General features: G+C 31.7%; 12 protein-coding genes. 4 read left to right on the forward strand and 8 right to left on the reverse strand.

The genetic code is table 11. The features are described from left to right. Positions 1-324 precede the first annotated feature (324 nt). Positions 325-1,992, forward strand: a complete 1,668-nt coding sequence (locus ACLII3_RS14325) for a patatin-like phospholipase family protein (protein WP_412984968.1) — start codon at positions 325-327, stop codon at positions 1,990-1,992. Between the two features lie 7 nt (positions 1,993-1,999). On the opposite strand, the gene ACLII3_RS14330 is transcribed toward ACLII3_RS14325, so the two are convergent. Further along, complete coding sequence (locus ACLII3_RS14330) at positions 2,000-2,371, reverse strand: winged helix-turn-helix transcriptional regulator (RefSeq protein ID WP_412984970.1); 372 nt, start codon at positions 2,369-2,371, stop codon at positions 2,000-2,002. 219 nt (positions 2,372-2,590) lie between these two features. Here ACLII3_RS14330 and ACLII3_RS14335 point away from each other — a divergent pair, with 219 nt between their 5' ends. Further along, positions 2,591-3,265, forward strand: a complete 675-nt coding sequence (locus ACLII3_RS14335; RefSeq protein WP_412984972.1) for an NAD(P)H-dependent oxidoreductase — start codon at positions 2,591-2,593, stop codon at positions 3,263-3,265. A gap of 55 nt (positions 3,266-3,320) precedes the next feature. Here the strand turns inward: ACLII3_RS14335 and ACLII3_RS14340 are convergent, their stop codons facing one another. The 3 genes from ACLII3_RS14340 to ACLII3_RS14350 all read right to left on the reverse strand — a co-directional run bounded on the left by ACLII3_RS14340 (position 3,321) and on the right by ACLII3_RS14350 (position 5,086). Further along, the gene (locus ACLII3_RS14340) at positions 3,321-3,503 is read right to left on the reverse strand and encodes a hypothetical protein (RefSeq protein ID WP_412984974.1); all 183 of its coding nucleotides are present in this window, start codon (positions 3,501-3,503) and stop codon (positions 3,321-3,323) included. A gap of 142 nt (positions 3,504-3,645) precedes the next feature. Then, complete coding sequence (locus ACLII3_RS14345) at positions 3,646-4,239, reverse strand: hypothetical protein (RefSeq protein WP_412984976.1); 594 nt, start codon at positions 4,237-4,239, stop codon at positions 3,646-3,648. 49 nt (positions 4,240-4,288) lie between these two features. Next, the gene (locus tag ACLII3_RS14350) at positions 4,289-5,086 is read right to left on the reverse strand and encodes a hypothetical protein (RefSeq protein WP_412984978.1); all 798 of its coding nucleotides are present in this window, start codon (positions 5,084-5,086) and stop codon (positions 4,289-4,291) included. Between the two features lie 137 nt (positions 5,087-5,223). On the opposite strand from ACLII3_RS14350, the gene ACLII3_RS14355 reads away from it, so the two are divergent. Further along, a complete protein-coding gene (locus tag ACLII3_RS14355) occupies positions 5,224-6,084 on the forward strand; it encodes a winged helix-turn-helix domain-containing protein (RefSeq protein WP_412984980.1) in 861 nt (286 codons plus the stop codon). Between the two features lies 1 nt (position 6,085). Here ACLII3_RS14355 and ACLII3_RS14360 read toward each other — a convergent pair whose 3' ends face one another. Further along, positions 6,086-6,976, reverse strand: a complete 891-nt coding sequence (locus tag ACLII3_RS14360) for a peptidoglycan DD-metalloendopeptidase family protein (RefSeq protein WP_412984982.1) — start codon at positions 6,974-6,976, stop codon at positions 6,086-6,088. A 141-nt stretch (positions 6,977-7,117) separates the two neighbouring features. On the opposite strand from ACLII3_RS14360, the gene ACLII3_RS14365 reads away from it, so the two are divergent. After that, the gene (locus tag ACLII3_RS14365) at positions 7,118-9,145 is read left to right on the forward strand and encodes a M13 family metallopeptidase (RefSeq protein WP_412984984.1); all 2,028 of its coding nucleotides are present in this window, start codon (positions 7,118-7,120) and stop codon (positions 9,143-9,145) included. Between the two features lie 50 nt (positions 9,146-9,195). Here the strand turns inward: ACLII3_RS14365 and ACLII3_RS14370 are convergent, their stop codons facing one another. The 3 genes from ACLII3_RS14370 to ACLII3_RS14380 form a co-directional block, all read right to left on the reverse strand. Beyond that, the gene (locus ACLII3_RS14370; RefSeq protein ID WP_412984986.1) at positions 9,196-10,200 is read right to left on the reverse strand and encodes a type IX secretion system membrane protein PorP/SprF; all 1,005 of its coding nucleotides are present in this window, start codon (positions 10,198-10,200) and stop codon (positions 9,196-9,198) included. A 30-nt stretch (positions 10,201-10,230) separates the two neighbouring features. After that, the gene (locus ACLII3_RS14375; protein ID WP_412984988.1) at positions 10,231-18,453 is read right to left on the reverse strand and encodes a T9SS type B sorting domain-containing protein; all 8,223 of its coding nucleotides are present in this window, start codon (positions 18,451-18,453) and stop codon (positions 10,231-10,233) included. Between the two features lie 68 nt (positions 18,454-18,521). Beyond that, positions 18,522-20,867, reverse strand: a complete 2,346-nt coding sequence (locus ACLII3_RS14380; protein ID WP_412984990.1) for a PorP/SprF family type IX secretion system membrane protein — start codon at positions 20,865-20,867, stop codon at positions 18,522-18,524. Positions 20,868-20,870: the final 3 nt, after the last annotated feature.

Below are 20,870 nucleotides of genomic sequence, written 5' to 3' on the forward strand. Positions count from 1 at the left end.
GGTAGTGAGGCAACTTAGCCAATTACTAAAGTAAATTGTGTATCATCAAATAGAAGTGTGAAGCATTAAAAACTTGTACTGTATTAAATATAAGCAATTTTGACGTACTTATCAATTAATAATGTTTCGTGGGCTTGTTTATTAATGTAACAGTTAAGATGTTAAAAGTCCTACCTGATGTCTTTATAGAGAGGGTTATTTATGATGAGATATCACACTTTTTTTGATATGATTTACTGCTATTAACAGTATGAAAAAAATAAGTATTTCTACGTATTGTGTAATGTTATAAAATTTTAGACCTTGAACACTTAAATAGCTATTATGGGAGATCAATCGACATTTGTACCTTTTAAGAATATAGGATTATGTTTTAGTGGTGGTGGTTATCGCGCTACTTTTTTTGCTTTGGGTGTGGTATCGTACTTAAATGAATTAGAGTATGATGGTAAGCCTTTATTAGAGCATGTAGCAGCAATAAGTTCGGTAAGTGGCGGAACACTATTGAGTGTCGCTTATGCAAATGCAGCACAGGAGGAGGATTTTGATTTTAAAAGTTTTTTTAAAACATTTTATAACACTTTTACTCCTGAGAATGATAAATTATTACCTACAGCTGTTGCAAAGTTAGAAGACGATGCTGTTTGGGAGGCTCATCCACATAAAAAACGCTCTTTAATTAATGCGTTTGCTTTAACCTATGCTGAAATGCCAGTTTTTGAGGGTAATTTTTCTAGCTTTAAAAACCCAGCTTCTAGCCATTTAAAGCAAGTGTGTTTTAATGCTACTGATTTTTCTTTTGGCTTAACTTATAGATTTCAAAACACTGGTTATTTTGGTAATGATCCTTTGCACAATAAGCAAGTAAATAAATTAAAGTATAATGTTGTGCTAGGTGATATTATAGCGTCATCATCTTGTTTTCCATTAGGGTTTGAGCCTTTAGTATTTCCTGATGATTATTTTAAAGATCAAAACAATCCAGATTATATTGCTTTAAAGAGCTTAGACCGCTTTAAAGATGGTGTTGGTATTATGGATGGTGGTATAGCAGATAATCAAGGTATTGGTAGTATGATGCTTATTAATGAGCGTATGGATAATGGCTTGGACTTGATAATGGTAAACGATGTAGGTAGCTTTAAAATGGAACCATGGGAACAGGATACTACAAAATTGCAGAAGAGTCCGACACTTAGACATAAGCTTTCTAAATTGTTAAGCTACTTTTCTATTAAGCCACTTTATTGGTTGCCCTTGTTATTTGGTGTACTGATGGTAGTTTTAAATTCATTACACATATTTAGTAGTACAGCTTGGACTTCTTTATATATAGTAGGAAGTATATTAATAGGCGTAGGGCTAGTGCTAACTTTAATTGGTATAGTTGCAAGTATTGTAAAATCATTTGCTGTTAGAAAGTTTAATAAACTTTTGAGTAAAAATGTTCCAGAAGCTTTATTAGCAGATGTAATAAGCTTTAAGAATTTAGATATTAGTTTATTGCAGCGTATGATTACAGATAGGCTTACATCTGCTTCTAAAATGATTAATGATGTGTTTTTAAAACAAATGCGACGCTTGAACTATGATTTGTTTTACTCAAAATCTTCATTAAAACATAGACGTGTAACTGCAACAGTTTATAAATTAAATGGAATGAAGACAGCTTATTCTGGTGATGCACCAAGTTATAATAAGGAGATTAAACCTAAACCAAGTACCTTATTAACGAGTGTAGGATTGACAGCTAGTGAAACCCCAACAACTTTATGGTGGGATCAAAAAGATATTGCTTTAAATAGAATGGATACTTTAATTGCTTGTGGTCAATTTACTGTATGTTATGAACTTATGGATTATATATTGAAATTAAAATCTAGTGATTTAGATCTAGATTTTACTGAGGTAGATAAACTTTATAGTCGCTTAAAAAGTGATTGGAAAACCTTTAATAAAAACCCTTTTTATTTGGTAAATGAGTTGAAATAATTATTGATTATCCTTCAATAACTTCTCCTTTTTCTTTAGCTACTATTGCTCCCCAATTAGCAATAGATAATAGTATTGGTTCTAGTGATTGTCCAAAAGGTGTTAATGCATATTCTACTTTTAAAGGCGGTTTTTTTGTATATACTTTTCTTGTTATTAACCCATCCTTTTCTAATTGTTTAAGTTGTAAACTTAATGTACGCTCTGTAATTGTTGAGATTAATTTTTTTAGTTCGCTATATCTCTTTTTTCCATCAACTAAATAAATAAGTATTACACTTTTCCATTTACCACCAATTAATTCCATAGCTATACTAGTAGTACAGGAAAACATTTTGTCGTTGTATTTTATTAAACGTTTTTTATGTTCAATCTTCATAATGCGCATATTTGAATGCAAAGTTATAATACTATACTAAATAATACAACTATACTTTTTATAGTTTTATTTTACATGTGTAAAAAACTGATAATCAATAATTAATGATGATTTTTAGATACTATCATTTTTGACCGTTATTGCATAATAAGTTTACTGTACTTAATTTTGTCACTATACTTTTTATAGTATAATAATTAATGAATAAAAAAAGATAAAATGAATACACCAAACATTTCAAAAGAAGCAGTAATAAATGCTTTTGAGTATAGACATGCAACCAAAGAATTTGATGCTAACAAGGAAGTTTCTAAAGACGATATAGACTATATATTAAAAACAGCAAATCTTTCTCCTAGTTCATTTGGCTTTGAACCTTGGCACTTTGTAGTGGTACAAGATAAAGAGTTAAGAGAACTACTAAAGCCTGTAGCTTGGGGAGCTCCATTAAAATTAGATACTGCGAGTCATTTTGTTTTAGGCTTAACTATGAAATCTCCAATGACGAAATGGGATTCGGACTATATTATGCATATGATGAAGGATGTTAAACAATTACCTGAAGATGTCATTGAAATGTACTCAAAGTTTTATAGAGAATTTCAAGAGCGTGACTTTAATTTGGATACAGATAAAAAATTATTTGATTGGGCATCTAAACAGACTTATATAGCATTAGGGAACATGATGACATCTGCAGCATTAATTGGTATAGATAGTTGTCCAATAGAAGGATTTCATCAAGAAAAGACAGAAGCCTTATTACAAGAAAAATTTGGTATAGATACTACTAAATATGGTTTATCGTATATGGTGGCTTTTGGTTATCGTAAAGAAGCACCAGCACATGCTAAATCAAGAAGAGATTTTGAGGATATCGTTTCTTGGAAGTAATTTACTGTTTAGGTAAAATTAAAAGAGTTATAGCTTCTCAACTATAACTCTTTTTTTATGCATGCTTGTAAACCTTTTTAGATTTAGAACAAGTGTGTTTTTTTGATTTATTGTGTTTGGTTTCTATTTGCTCTGGAGTATATAATTCGTCTTGTAAAACACTCGCGTAAGACATAAGAATAAAACCACTAATTATGGAAACGTAAACAATACCGTTGGTTACTTTTTTTAAGTTCATTTTGATTGATTAGATTGATGTGTTTCAAAGTAACAGCTTTTTTAAGCTTTAGATTGTTAAAGAATTTATAATTAACACTAAATTATTCTTAAGTAAATTTTCACTAACTATTAACTCTAATTAAACTAAAGCTAATAGTGTTTTAGTAGCAAATGCTTTTTTCCATTTTTAAACTATTCAATTTTTGCCATACTTCATGACTAAAATCTTGAACAGAGACTCTAAACAATAATGCATAAGTATTTTGTTTGGTACAGTATGCTATTTCTACTAAAGTATTAAGTGTTATTATCTTTTTAGTATAAAACGAATCATGAGTTTTAATTGTACCAATGAATTTATTTTTACCTTTTTTAGAAAAAGAAGTTATGGTTTCTGGTACAGTAAAAGTAGGTTCTTTATTAACCGCTTGCATTAAACCATCATAGTATAGCTTAATGTTATGTTCTATGTCTTTTTGTGTTGGCTTTTTATTGGTTTGTATATACCATCCAAATGCGTATGACCAAAATTCTGGATGATCCATTTTTCCCCAACCAGCTTTTACAAATCTTAAGTCTTCAAAGCCTTGATAATTAATATTTGGTGCGAATCCTAAAGGAAACTTTATGATTTCTTTTATCCAAGTAGTACTATCTGTTTTAAATAATTCATTAGGATATGTTTCTTGAGAAAATGAACTTGATAAACAGCTAAAAAATAGGAGAGAGAGAGAGAGCCTTTTTGTGAATTTCATAGTTGAAAAATAAGGGTTTAATAAATAATATTGTTAGTGTTTATGTTTTTTAGCAACCCATTAATCCAAAGGACACCACTAGTTCTTGGTCTACTTTATCACCTTTAGTATTTCTTGCTGGTGTCCAGTAACCTGGAGCTTCTTTTATTAATTGTATCATTTTATCATCTACTTGAGGGTAGTTTGATGTTCTATCTAACTTAACATTTTCTATAGCTCCATTTTTTGTAACTGTAAAATATAACTTAGCTGGTTGTAGTTTTTCAGGGTCTACATTTGCTTTTACTCTTGTATCTTCAGTAGCTTCTTTTAAGAAGATTTTTAAGGCTTTAATACCATCAGAGTATTGTGCTTGAGTTTCTGGAACAACTGTTAGGTAAGGTGTCCAATGTGCATCTTGAATTTCGCCTGTTTCTTCGCTTACTTCTTCATAATCTGCCCACATCATTAAATTTGTTGAATAGTCTAATGATTTTAGAAAGTGTAATTGCTCCTTGTTGAAGTTATTATCTGTATTAGTTATTCTATCGTCAGAAGGTCTGTCATTAACAACTAGCATAACACTTAGCGATTTATAATTTATGATGCGTTGTGCATGTTCATTGCCTATGTAATCGCTAAAGGATGTTAACTTATGTAAATCACTTTTCTTAATAGGTGTAAATCTTGGTCCAATTTCATAAATAAAGTCAGTGAATATTCTGCTTTTTATTTTTTCTTCAGCAGTATTATTTTTTTCAGCTACTACTTTATTACATTCATTAATATCTTTGTAATTAATAGTGCTATATGCTGTTAAACTTACTGCAATAATTGCCAAACTAATAATGGTAATTCGCTTTTTCATAATTGTTGTTTTTTGATTAATATTTATTTACGACACCATAAAACTATGCTAATCAATACTTAAAAATGTCAAAAAAATGTAAAAGAAGTGTCAAGAGTTTCTAATTCTCATGAAATTATATGTTATTTACACTATATATGAATAGAAAGAACATTTACCTATTAAGCAGTTTATTTTTTGTTGTATTGGCAAGTTTGGCATTTGCTAGTCCAGATAAAAATGAAACAGAATTTACAGAAACAGTTACATTGGCATTAAGAGATGTAGGTAATGAATTATTACTCGATAATAATGATTCGACATCTTTAGTGTTACCCATAAATAAAATAGAAGAATCTAAGTTTAAATTAGAATTTGAAAAGGAGTTGTTTATTGTTCCTGATAGTTTAGTGAATGCTGTAAAATCTAGTTTTGAAAAATCAAATCTTCCAAAATATTATAGAGTAGAGGTCTTAAAATGTGAAACTTCTGAAGTTGCTTATAGTTTTGAAATGCGCAATAAGCGAGAAAATGGTATTGTACCATGTGGAGGACGCTTATTAAAAGATGGTTGTTATATTATTAATGTTCGTTTTATAAATAGTCCAGTATCATCAGTAGGAAAATATTTGTTTATCGCTGCAATGGTAGTGATTGCATTAACTATACTGTATTTTTATTTTAAAAAATCTGATTCCAAAGACAATGTTGAAGAAGATTCTAATTATGCATCTATAGGTAGTTTTCAGTTTTATCCTGAGCAAAACAAGTTAGTTAAACAAGCTACTGAAATAAGTCTTTCTAAAAAAGAATGTGAATTATTAGCAATTTTTGTGTCTCGTCCTAATCAAACAATTACTCGAGATGAGCTTACAAAACGTGTTTGGGAGGACAATGGCGTTATTGTAGGTAGAAGTTTAGATACCTATATTTCTAAGCTAAGAAAAATACTAAAAGATGATGATGCTATTAAAATAACCAATGTACATGGTGTTGGTTACAAATTGGAAGTAGAATAAGTTATTTTTCTATAATTAGCCTTTGTCCAACTCTAATTACCGAATTTCTTCTAATAGAATTTGTTTTACAAAGTGAGGCAACTGATACATCATTACGAGCAGAAATACGAGATAATGTATCGCCACGTTTTACAATATAAACAGATTTTTGTTTCACTAAACTAGCCAAAGCTTCTTCTTCGGTTGTGAGCAATTTTATTCTGCTTTTACGCTTAGAATTATGTATGTAAGGGCGTGTCCATTTTTTAGTAACCCAAAGCTCTTGAGATCTAATTTTATTTTCATTAGAAAAATCGAATAAATACTCTGGATGAATAGCTCTTCCTTTATAGTTTATTACTAAATGCAAATGACTACCTCTAGCGTTTCCTGTAGCACCACCTTTGCCTATATATTGTCCTTTTTTAATGCTATCGTTTTCTTTTACGCCATATCTTGATAAATGAGCATAAACAGTTTCTAAGCCATTATAATGCCTCACAATAACTGTTTTTCCATGACCAGAATTATATCTAGAAAATCTAACAATACCATCAAACATTGAAAATAGACTGTCGCCAGTAACTAAGTCAATATCGATTCCTTTATGTGCTCTACCACGACGCCATCCATAACGCGATGTTATAACTTTATCCTTGTGCATAGGAGAGTGGTAGCTTGAATCCTTAAATTTTAATTGAATTGGAAAATTGACTTCTGCTTCTTTATAAGGGTTAAAAACTGTGTTGTCCCAGTATTTCTTTTTTATATCATGAAATGTAGCTATACTATCCTCAATTTTAGTAGAATGAATATCTTTTAATAAAGAATCTAACTCTTGTACATTGTATAATTCTTGTCCAAATGAAACAAGTGAAACTATAAAAAATAAGAAAGTAAATAGTGATTTCATGAATTACTAAGTCAAATTTTCGGTGGCGAATATAACAAAAAACAAACGTTAATTTTGTTAATCTATTGTTAGAGTATACGTCATTTATGACCATTTGGGCGTCAAATTATTTTATATTTGAAGAAATAACACTTAAAACTTATGAAACAAATTCTTTATCTATTCATTTTTTCATTTGTGTTTGTGTCTTGTAAAAAAGATATAGAAACAAATAAAGATGACACTAAGACTCCTGAACCTGTTGTGTTTGATGGTATTTCAGAATCTATTAAACCAGGAGATGACTTTTTTAATCATGTAAATAAAACATGGTATGACAATGCGGTTATTGCAGATGACCAAGTAGGTGTTGGTGCATATCGCTTTTTGAATATTCCGCAACAGGAGTTATTGAAAAATATTTTAGAAGAAGTTTCTAAAGGCACGCATGAAAAAGGTAGTATAGAACAGAAGGTTGGTGATTTTTATGCTTCTGGAATGGATACGCTAAGTATCAATAATCGTGGTATTGAACCTATAAAACCTATTTTGGAGCGTATTGATGCTATTAATGATGTGCCTAGTATGATGCAATTTGTAGCAACACAATTAAAATTTGGAGATTACTCAATTATAAGCCCTTACATTTCTCCTGATCAAGAAAATAGCTCTATAAATATTTTGCACTTTTCGCAGACAGGATTGGGTTTACCTGATCGTGACTATTACTTTAAAGATGACATTTCTGTAGTTAATATTCAAGAAGCTTATAAAACATATTTGACTAGTATGTTTGAATTGGTTGGTGAAGACAATGGAAAAGAAAGGGCAGAAATAGTTTATGCTATAGAAAAAGAGCTTGCACAATCACATAAAACACGTATTGAGCGTCGTAGTATAAAAGATAATTATAATAAGCTTGCTGTAGCCGATTTAAATGAAAATCAAAAAAATATTGGTTGGTCTGAGATGTTAGAAACTATTGGAGCAAAAGTTGATTCGGTAGATGTTAGACAAACAGCATATTATGAAACTTTAGATAAAATGCTAGGTGATATTCCTTTAGAATATTGGAAAATTTATTTAAAGGCAAATTCTATAGCATCACATGATAATATTTTAAGTAAGCCATTTCAAGATGCTGCCTTTGAATATTCTAAGGTTTTATCAGGACAATCAGTTCAGCAATCTAGATCTAAACAAATGGTACGTCGTGTAGATGGACAAATAGGATTTGCTTTAGGGCAGTTATATGTAAAACGCTATTTTAACGAAGATGCTAAAAAAAGAGCTTTAGACTTAGTAAATAACTTTCAAAAAACCTTAGAAAAGCGCATTGATAACTTAGACTGGATGAGCGATAGTACTAAGGTAAAGGCTAAAGACAAGTTATATGCTATTAATAAAAAGATTGGTTATCCAGATGTTTGGAGAACTTATAATGTAACAATAGAAAGAGATAAGTTTTTTGAAAATGTTGTAGCATTACGTAATGATGCATATCAATATGAATTGAATCAATTGAACAAAGCACCTAATAGAGATGAGTGGCATACAACTCCTTCAACAGTAACTGCGTATTATAATCCTTCATTAAATGAAATTGTATTTCCAGCAGGTATTTTACAAGCACCTTATTTTGATTTATATGCAGATGATGCTGTGAATTATGGAGGTATTGGTATGGTGATTGGTCATGAATTTACACATGCTTTTGATGACCAAGGCGCACAGTACGATAAGAATGGAAATGTAACTAATTGGTGGACTGATGAAGATTATAAAAAGTTTAAAGCCAAAACACAACAAATTGTTGAGCAATATGATGCTTTTACAGTATTAGATGGAGTGCATTTAAAAGGTGCTTTAACAGTTGGTGAAAATACAGCGGATAATGGAGGTATTGCTATTGCTTTTGATGCTTTTAAAATGACAGAGCAAGGACAAGGAAATACTAAAATTGGAGGATTTACTCCTAATCAACGTTTCTTTTTATCTATAGCTAGAATTTGGCGCGTAAAAACTAGAGAAGCATTTTTAAGAAACTATGTAGAAACAGATCCACATTCTCCACCAATATGGAGGGTAAATGGACCATTAATGAACTTTACACCTTTTTATGATGCTTTTAATGTACAACCTGGAGAAGCTAATTATAGAACCGAAGAAGAGCGTATAAAGATTTGGTAATTAAACAATCAAATTAATTAAAAGGCTATTCATATTTTGAATGGCCTTTTTTAATATCTATTAGTACCATTATATTTATATTTTCTATAACTAGTTCCTTTTGTACAAGCACAATCACTTAAACCTTGTAATAGATCAATACCAATAGTTATACTATGTGTACCAGAGTTAAATCCAGATAGGTCGTTCATTGTTATTTGATAAGAGTAAGCAAAGTATAAATTACCTTTCATGACTCCTGCCATTGGACCTATGTTTAAAGGTTTTAATAACTGGTCATTTAAAAAACGATATGAACCTCCAAACCAGTAATAATCTCCACTTCTGTTAAATTTTCTGTATTTAAAGTTAATGTCTGTTGCAGAACGTTTGTCACTATTGAATAGTTGATAGAAAACTGATGGTTCAAACTCGACGTCATTGTCATTATTACTTGAAAACACATATCCTGTATATAGTTGGTAATTTTGTAACCTATTTGGTTCAAATCCAGTAAAAGCATCAATTTTTTTATCTAAAATATTGTTGGCGTTGAAGCTGATATAAAATCTATTAAACCTATACAGTAAGCTTACATCAAAGTTATGGTTTGTCATTGATCTATCATCTACTATACTTGGGTCTACTATTGGGATCTCTTCGGTAGGTTGGAAGTTTTCAATATCAATTCTAAAGCTATTTAAGTTGTATGAAAGTCCAAAAGATAAATATTGCTTTGATTTATAATCTAAAATAATATGGTGAGCGAATGACAATTTCATTCCTTTTTGTCTTGTATTACCATTGCTATCATTATATAAAGAAACACCAACACCAGATTGGTTAGCGATACGAATGTCTCCATACAAGGCTTGATTGTCTGGAGCATTTTTTATGCCTACCCATTGTGTTAATCCATTTGCTCTAATTTTTAAATTGTCTCCAATACCAGCAAAAGTAGGAGAGATGATAAAATCATTATCAGCTAAATATTGTGTCCATGCTGGCAAATTTAATTCTTGCGCATAACCATAAGAACTGATAAATAATAATATGTATAAAGTAATTTTTTTCATCTTAATTCATGTGTTAGTTCTTAAAGCGCTTTATCTATAAAGTGTAAAATGACCTACGTATTCTTTTCTTAAAATCTCACTATTTGGTCTTACAACATACCAATAATCACCAGTTGGTAATTCTTGACCATTATAGCGACCATCCCAATATTCACCTACACGATAGGTAGCTACCATACGTCCATATCTATCGAAAATATCAAAGGTTAAATTTGGATAATCTTCAGTACAACCTGGAGACCATGTATCAGTAACACCATCACCATTTGGACTAAAATAGTTTGGTATGCATGGACCTTTAATTTCCATTTCTATAATGGCTTCAGCTTGACAACCTGCACTATCTGTAACCACAACAGTGTAAGTACCATCTTCGGTTACAGTAAATACATTTGTGCTTCCGTAATTTTCGCCATTAAGTGTAAATTGATAAATTCCTGTTCCTCCAATAGCATTGGCAATGATTTCTCCTAAATCATCACCTTCTATAAGAGTTAATGCTATTGGTTCATATTCTTCAATATCAAATAGTGGCGTAGTTTTTATACAACCATTAGTATGTCTTACATCTATATATTGTTCAATTCCTGGAGCAACATTTGTAAATACATTACTGAATTGATAAGGACCTCCATTTAATGAATAATCTAATTCTGATAAGAATGCTTCATCTTCATCAATAATAACAGTAACAGTGTTGTTTAAGGCGTAATTATCACAAGTGTATTCTAGTTCTAAAAATGGATCAAAGCTTACTGATTCTGGAAAAGTAATATTCCATTGAGATTCACAACCTTGAGCATCACGAACATAAACTAAGTGGTCGCCACCAACTAAATTTGTAAAATCGAATATTGTTTGATTAGCACTTCCTGTAATATATGGACCATCATAACTGTCTAAACTAACACTGTATGGTAATGTTCCTCCAGAAATATCAATACTAAATTCACCATTAGCTTCGCCTTCACAAGTTTCTTCAAACATTGAATCTGGAACAATACTAAGTATAACTTGCTCTGGATCTATTATGTCAAAATTGAAAGTAAGATAACAACCTAATTCATCTTGTACTATGACATCGTAATTACCTGGAGATAAATTATTAAAAGTGCTCGTTTCAAAAAATTGATTTAACTGTGGAGAGATAGCATATTTAATAATTCCAGTACCACCTATGGCATTTATTATTAATTGCCCATCATTATTACCACTACAAGTCACATCGTTAACAATAAAATTAGCCTGTAATCCAACCGATGGTTCTGTTATAGTAATAGGAGCAGAGGTTGTAGTACAATCACCACTCTCAACATAAACCACATAAGTACCAGCAATTAATTCAGTAAACATTCCTGGATTATTTTGAGTAGCAGTTAAATCATTGCCTTGAGCATCTTGTAATGTGTAGCTATAGTCTCCTAAACCACCTTGAGCTGTAGCAATGATGCTTCCTGTATTATCTCCTGCACAATTAATTGTTGGGTTAGTTGATTCCAAGTTTATTGTTAAATTTGGAAGTGATTCAATGGTAATTTCATTTGAAGCATTTGATATACATCCATTTTCATCTCTAACATAGTATTGGTAAGTTCCAGGAGTAACAGGGAATGTAATTGAAGTGTTAAACGTTCCTAATACATTTGAAAAATTACTATCATTACTATAACTATAAGTTCCTGTTCCTCCAGAAGCACTAAGCGTTAATGTTGCATCTATTGCACATGTTTGTGTACTGTTTGCTACTAAATTTGATTGAATTGGAGTAGGCTCGTTAATAACAATATTTGCTGATGTAAAGAAACATTCATTACCATCAGAAATTGTAATTGAATAAGTTCCTGCGCCTAAATTATTAAATACATTTGTTGCTTGTGGTCCAGAAGTGCTTACTGTTGGAGCTATAGTATTTAGAGTATAAATATATTCTGTTCCTTGACCTCCAGTTACATTACTTACAGTAATAGATGCATTTTGATCTCCAAAACAATCTAAAATACTAGCGCTAGGTGTAAATGTAGCATTTATAGGAGATGGCTCTATTAGTGTAATACTTTCGGAAATAATACAACCTCCAGCATCCATTACATTAACTATGTAATTTCCGGCTGATAAGTTTGTGAACGTATTATTTGTTGAATATGCTACTGATGAATCACCAGTTAACTCATATTGATAATCTCCCCAGCCACCATTTGCGATAGCTGTAATTGTGCCTTGAGTATTATCACAACTAACATTAGATGTTTCTAAAACAGTTAATGATAAAGCTTCTGTAGGAGACGAAATAACTACATTGGATGTCGCAGTACAAAACGGTGTTTGTGTTTCGGTAATTACTACTGAATAACTACCAGCCGACATACCAGTAATGGTTAGTGGATTTATTGTTGTATCAGCATTTACGACTCCTGTAACAGAAGCTCCAGAATTATCAAACACTTCATAATTATATGTGCCTGAATATCCATTAATATTAATTTCAAATGTTCCAGAGTTATCGCCAAAACATGTTACTTGTGTTGATGTTGTAGTTACTGTTGGAGGTATAGCAGAAGGTAATGAAACCATTACATCTTCAGTACAAGAAGTCACAGTATCTGTTATTGTTATAGTATACATTCCAGATGGCACACCTGAAAATACGTTCCCAGATAAACTTACAGATACTGGACTTGGGTTAATATTGTATGTAAATATTCCAGAGCCTCCAATTGTATTTATGGATATTTCTCCATCATTATCATTACATGTAGGTATAGTAGTTACATCTGGTATAATTTCTAAAGGTTCAGGTATATTTACATTAACTAAATTACCACAACCATTAAAATCTTGAATTTCAATAGTATGATTTCCTGAATATAAGTTTGATATGGTAAAAGGTGCATTCATAGTTTGAAAAGCACCACCATTAATACTGTAGCTATATGGAGGCATTCCCACTGTGTCAAGAGTTACATCAATTTCATATTGTCCTTCTGGAACAGTACATATGTTAGTTGTTATAGCAGAAATTATAGGTTCTGGATCCATAGGTAGTACAACTACTGGACTAGATATAACACATTCATAAGCATCCATAACATGAACGTAATAGTTTCCAGTATCCATATTGAATACACTAGCTGAATTCCAAGCAGTATCTGTTGTTAATGGAGCTGTTGCAGAAGTAGTAATTTGGTATAAATATGGAGCTGTACCATTTTCGGCTACTGCACTAATAATACCAGAATTTGGATTACAATTTGCATTTTGATCTATTGAAACATTTAAATTTAAAGGAATTGCAGATTCAGTAATATTAAATGGTATTGTAACAACACCACATCCACTATTTGGTCCAGTCGTTTCTGTAACTGTTACAAAATAATTACCAAATGGTAGAGGCCCTAAATCTGTAATTGATAATGCTCCATTTGCAGGAACAATACCAGAACCAGATATTCCAGTTGAATTTAAACTTAATGAATCAAATACTTCATAATCTACATTTACATTTGATCCATATATACTATTGATTGTAAATGACACGTTTCCATCTGCACTACCTGTACAAGTAATATTATTAGATGTTAATGCACTAATACTTAATGTAGAATTTGTTGGAATTGGTGTTGTTGCTGGTTCATAATAACTACAATTAGTTGAAGCATCATAAACAATAAACGTATAAGTAACACCAGGAGTTAGTCCAGTAAATGTGGCTGTTTCACTTCCTGGAGCATCTTCAGGAACCCAAGATCCAACAGGATTAGGATATACAGAAATAGGACCTTGATAGATACTGAAAAAGAATGGTCCAGCACTACTTAAGGTAGATCCAATACTTACTATAGCTTCACCGCCTAAACTACAATCAACAGTGGCTGCTACAGAAATATCTAAATCGGTAGGAGGTGAGGCTACTAAAGCATCTTGAACTAAAACAGAACAACCATTAGCATCTACTACATTGATTTGATATAATCCAAAATCAACAACGTCAAAGCTTACTGATGTTGAACCAGTAGCATTTAATTCGGAGTTTGAATAGCCATTAGTTCCAGTTACAAAATAATTATATGGAGCTGTTCCTCCAGTAACCGAATTGACAATTACCGAGCCTTGTGAAACACCTCCAGCAGAACACGTAATATCAACTGTACTATAATTAACATTAATAGCATCAGGTTCACTTATTGTAATAGTATCTGTAGCTGTACATGAATTACCATCAGTTACTGTAATGGTATAAGTACCTGATGTTAATCCAGACGTTTGACTTCCATAGTTAAATCCTGTTGTGTCATTATTAATATTAATTAAAAATGGAGGCGTACCTGTTGTTGTGTCTATTGTAACATCTATAGCACCATTTGTATCTCCATGACATAAAATTGGTTGCGTTTGTGTTACTAAACTTAAATTTGGAAGTGATATTGGATTTATAGTAATAATGTTTGATTCTGCTATACAACCATTACTATCAGTTATTTCAAATTGATAAGTACCAGCATTAGGTGTTGTATATGTAAAAGATGTACCTACTGCTCCTAATGATGTATATGCACTACCATCTATAGAAACTGCATATGAAAAAGGAGCTGTTCCTGTAATTGTTCCTGCTAATATGGCATCTGGTGACACTGTACAGTTTAAATCTTGTGTGAGCACAATGTTTACAGTTGGCTCTGGAATTGGACTTATCGTATAGCTTTCATTATAAATACAATCATTTTCATCTCTTACTTGAAAGGTATATGTACCTGGTTCTAGACCAGAAAAGCTATTTGATACTTGATATGCAGTTGCATAAGCTGTAGGAGCAATTATTTGATATTCTAAGTTTCCTGTACCTCCAGTTACACCAGTAATTGTTACGGTTGCTGTGTTTGAAGGACAAGTTATAGGTGTATTACTAAAAGATAAATCTGTTGGTGGATTTAGTTCATCGATTGTGATGGTATTAGTAATAAGTGTACAGTCATTGGCATCTTGTATGATTACTGAATAAGTACCAGCTGTTAAATTAGAGAATATATTACTTGCCTGAAAGTTAACACCATCAATACTATACATGTATGGAGCATCACCACCAGTTACTCCAGTAACCGTTATGGTTCCATTATCTAAACATGTATAAGGTGCCGTTAATTGCGCAGTACCAGAAATAGCATTATTAGTATTTATTGTAATTGTTTGCGGTGTTGTTTCGCATATAGCAGCACCAATAGAATATTGCACAACTACATCATAATCTCCTTCTGCTAGTCCAGAGAAAAATGAGGAATTATGATACGTTGTACCACCATCAATACTATATTCTAAGCTATTGCCATTAGTAGCGGTTACGTTAAATGTTATAGTCCCAGTATTTGCTATATCAGCACATAAAATATCTGTTGACGAAACACTAAAATCAGGTCCTGGAGAGGCATCTACTGCTATAGTTGTGCTAGCACTACAGTTGTTAGAATCTATAACAGTAATATCATAAGTTCCAGGGTCTGTGACCACAATTTCTGGTACTGTTTGAAAATCAGTTGTACTATTTACAAAATAAAAATATGGAGGTGTACCACCATCAGGATATACTGTGATTTCTCCATTATCACAAGTTAATGGTACTGTTATAGCTGCTGTTACAGTTAATAAAGGAGGCTCGATAATACTAATATCCTCTGTATAGAAACATCCATTTTCTGTTTCAACAGTTGCAGTATAAGTTCCAGTATTTAAATTTTCAAAAATGTAATTATTGTCCATTATTGGTCCAACACTATTTACTAATGTACCTCCATCGTATAGCTCAAAAGTATATTGAGGGTCAACATCATTGGCTGCTAGTTGAATACTTCCTAAGTCACCATGACACAAAGGTTGTAATATTGTAGTTGAAACAGTAAAATCTCTATCTCTAATTAGCACATCTGGTACAGTGAATATACACGGATTTGTTGATACTCCAATTTGTCTTATATAAACAGTATATGTTCCTGGTGTGTCAATTGAAAACACATTACTTGTTTGAAAGTTTATGTTATCCAAACTGAACTCATAACCAGATGGTACATCATTAACTGTAATACTTCCTAGTGTTGTACAAATAATATCTGATGCTATCACTGAAGGATTTAAAACATTTTGATATACATTAAAATAGAATTGCACAAAACAACCACCTTCAAAATTTATTGTAAGTCTAAATTGTCCTGACGTATTAGCAAGAAAATCTGGACCATTAGCAACTTCATTCCATGCACATGAATTATCTTCGTTAGCACAATCTGGATTTGATACAGCAGTACAGCTAGATTCGTCCAATTGTTCCCAAATTATTGATGTAGCACTAGCTATATTTGTTTGAATAAACCTAGAATCGTCTATACCACATAAAAAGATATTAGGAAGTAATTTCCCATCATTAGGACAAGTAACTACTTCGTCTGCATAAGGAATTACTGGGTTTTCAATATCACCACCAAATACTTCAACCACATATTCTTCTTGAATAGATTGACAAGGCGCAATGGCATTATTAAAAGAATAATAAGTCCCTGTGTTTGTAACTGTTATTGTTTGCGTATTTCCAATTACTGGTGTTCCTGAAGGATTTGTAGACCATGTATAAGAATCGTAACCATCAGCAGCAGTTAAATTTACACTGTCTCCACACAACACAATTTCTTGTGTAAACTCACAATCAAGATCAGCTAAAAAGTTAGTTGCTTGTGGTGTCAATAAACATCCTGTGTTACTATTTAAACTAGGGTCATCTGTAATTTGAAAAGTAGGGTTAAAAAATCCATTATATGTAGCGAAAGCCTGATTGTTAATTATGTTGGAACACGCATCAGCTAATTGCCCACAATCGTCTACTACTTGTACCTCTATGCGAATTTCGTAAACAGGATCATTTTCTTCTACTAATGAATTATCAATATCAAAAATCAACTCACGTGTTGTTGGATTATAACTTGCTACAGTAACTCCTGGAGGTAATATTAAGTCTTCAGGATGATTGTAAATGATATTTATTGGAAGTATATCTCTTATTTGAAAATTTGTAGCATTGTCGTTTCCTGTATTTTGAAAACCTATAACATAATTAAGTGATGCGCCTAGGTCAACGGTTTGTCCACCAATGTCATTACCTGAATCATCCTCTACAATTTTTGTTAATACAATATTTGGCTCAATTATTTCAACAGCAAATGCAAAGAAATAAGGGAAGTAAGTATCTCCACTTGTTTCTAATCTAATTACTCCAGAAGTAGCATCATTTGCAATAACTGTGTTTCCAGGGTTTGGAACAGCAATGACACCTGTATCAAAACCTAATGTATTGGTGCTATTTGGAACTCTGTTATTCACTGGAGTAGCATCCAGTTGTGTTACTGAACTGTTGAAGAAGTTTGTAGCAGGACGATCTGCTGTGGATAAACTTGTACCATTAAGTCTTAATCTGTCTCCTAAAATTGGACTGTCACCTTCAAGTGTAGCAAAAGCAAAATTTGCTCTTACTGGCGCAGGTGCAGGAACGGTTCTAAATCCATCCACTAAAATATCTAAATTTGGATTATTTCCTGGTACGCTAATAGCACTAAAACCATCAAAACTTGTAATTGATTTTCCTGGTAAAGTAGGGTCTTCATATACTATAAATAAAGACCATCCAGCAGATTGACCTGTGCCATTATACGGATTGAATGTTGAAGTTTCCCCTAATGCAGAAGATACGTTTGCCACTGTATATGTACCTAAGTCTACACCTGAACCAAAACTAGTTACAATAGATGTTACATCTGCAAAACATGCATAAGAAAAACTATCACCTCCATCTACAGAGTTGCCATTAGCATCATAAATTATTGTTCCTGTAATATCATTATAACCACCTACTGGACCTTTTAGTTTTACTTGGGTTATAGGATCACTTCCAGGGTTTACAGCTCCCCAATATAATCCTGCATAAATAATTCTATAACAGTTTGGGTTAGGAATTTCTAAATCTGCACTTGAGGAACTAAAGGTTGTTGGATCTCCATCAATATCAATATACTGCATATCAACTTGATGATTATATACACTATTGTTATTAAATGCATTATTATCTGGTCCAAGTATATTGTTTCCAATTAAAACAATATCACCTTTTAAGTCTTCATTGAACCTGGGAACAAAAGGTTCGTAATTTTGAGCATTTGTTTGAAGGCCAAAACATAATAGCAAAACGATTATGGCAATTCTAGAAAATGTAGGTCTTTTCATGATACTTTTATTTTATGAACTCTATTATCAATGAGGATTTTGAAATAGAGTAGGGCCTTTATTATTTATTAGTTTTCAATTTTCACGAGGGACATGTTATTATTATATGGTTTATTTGATTTGTTTTTAATAGCATTGTTAGCCTCGTCAATAGTACTTAGCTTTTTACTGTAGATATAATATTTACTTGTGCTTACATCATAGAAAAAGTCAACATTTAATTCTCCCGATGATATAACTTTTGTCAAGAATTCATCTCTTTTTAGTTTATCTGTATGAACAGCAATGACTAAGTAATAGCCTTCATCTACATTCTTTACATTTTTAAGTATTTGAATATTATTATCTTGCTTTTCGCCTGTATCAAAGTCTTCTGGACTTGTTAACTCATTAGTTACAATTGTCGTTTTCTTGATATATTCTAATGCAGCTCTGTCTTGTGTGTAGCGTTCTTCTTCATTGTCAAAAGCAGCACGTTTAATACGACGCTTTCTTTCAAATTCAGTGTCAATTCTAATTTGTTCTAAACGAACTTCTAAATTTGTTTTTGTAGCTAAAGCTTCTGCTTGCTCAGATTTTAACTCATTAAGTTTTTTCTTGTAAAACAGTATTACTTCTTCGTTATATAGTGTATCTGTAACAAAAGTATCGTCATATAGTTCTTGCAAATCTTTTATTTTTTTATTTCTAGCAGCAATAGTGCTATCTAAATCTGATTTAATTTTATTTAGTTTATTATTCTCCTCTGAGATACTTTTAAATGGTTTTGGAGCAACAGTTATACCTTGTTCGCTTAAATCATTTTCTTCTTTTAAATCTTTTAAATCTTGATTTTTTACATTAATAATCTCATCAAACTTCTTTAATAATTCATTTTGTGAAATCTTATCAGTTTCAGTTTGTTGGGTTAATGCTAACATGTCTTTACCAATCTTATTCTTTGGATTAGTAATCAACTCCTCTTTAGCTTTTTGTTCTGCTAATAATTTAGCCTGTGCCTCAGCTTCTTCTTTAGCCTTTTGCTCTGCTAATAACTTAGCTTGTGCTTCAGCTTCTTCTTTAGCCTTTTGCTCTGCTAATAACTTAGCCTGTGCCTCAGCTTCTTCTTTTGCTTTTTGCTCTGCTAACAATTTAGCTTGTGCTTCAGCTTCTTCTTTGGCTTTTTGCTCTGCTAATAATTTAGCCTGTGCCTCAGCTTCTTCTTTGGCTTTTTGCTCTGCTAATAATTTAGCCTGTGCCTCAGCTTCTTCTTTGGCCTTTTGCTCTGCTAACAATTTAGCTTGTGCTTCAGCTTCTTCTTTGGCTTTTTGCTCTGCTAACAATTTAGCTTGTGCTTCAGCTTCTTCTTTGGCTTTTTGCTCTGCTAATAGCTTAGCCTGTGCTTCAGCTTCTTCTTTAGCCTTTTGTTCAGATTGTGTTACACTTTTACTTATTGTAGATTTAGCTTTTGGCTTTTTATCGGTAGAAATTAGTCCAACAATTTCATCATCTGAACCATAATCATATCTGTTATTATTCTTAAATCTATAAGCAAAAGTGATTTCATGAGAAGGTCCAAATTCGTTTAAATCGCCAAAAAAATCAGTTTCAAAATTATATTCTAATGCTATAGCTTTTGTAATATTTAGTCCAATTCCTCCAGAAATTCCATATCGTGTATTATAGCCTACTTGTCCCCAAATACCTTTAGGAATCGTTAACATTGCTAAACCGGATATAATTGTTTCATCTTTTCTGAATTCAGATTTAATTAACCCTGAAAATTTACTTTCATCAAAAAAGCCTCTACTATCCATATAACCTGTGTATAATAAATGTGCTTGAAGACTTTGTTCTGGATTATCTTCAATCATAGCAGATGATTCTAGATTATAAGCAACTAGATTATTTATAGAGATTCCTATGTCAATGAAGTCAAATCCATAATTAATTCCAGGACTAATAGTTAATAAGAAGTTTTCTGGAACATTTTGCAAAGATGGATCATCAAAGTTTAAAACTACATTTGAAGTGTTTACACCACTTTTGTATGCACCTATATTTAATCCAAAAGTAAGGTTGCTATCACGTGTAACATTTACATTATAAGCGAAGTTTAAAACGCCTCCAAAAGTTGTTAGAATTCCATTGTTTTGCTGAAATAGACCAAGACCAGCTCCAATATTTTCTGCAAACCTACCAGAATAACTTGCTAAGTAGGTAAGTGGGGCATCATCAAATTGAACCCATTCTCTTTTACTATAAATACTTATGTACTTATTTTGTTCTCTTACAAAACTAAATGTTGGATTTATAGCATATCTATTAAAGGTAAGTGAGTTTCTTACAGGCAAAGCAAGTGCAACCACACCATCAATTTCTTCTTCTTGAGAATAGGTTTGCTGTAAAGTACAAATACATAATATGATTATCATTAA

Origin of the sequence: Pontimicrobium sp. IMCC45349 (assembly GCF_047219225.1) — a bacterium.
Lineage (GTDB): Bacteria > Bacteroidota > Bacteroidia > Flavobacteriales > Flavobacteriaceae > IMCC45349.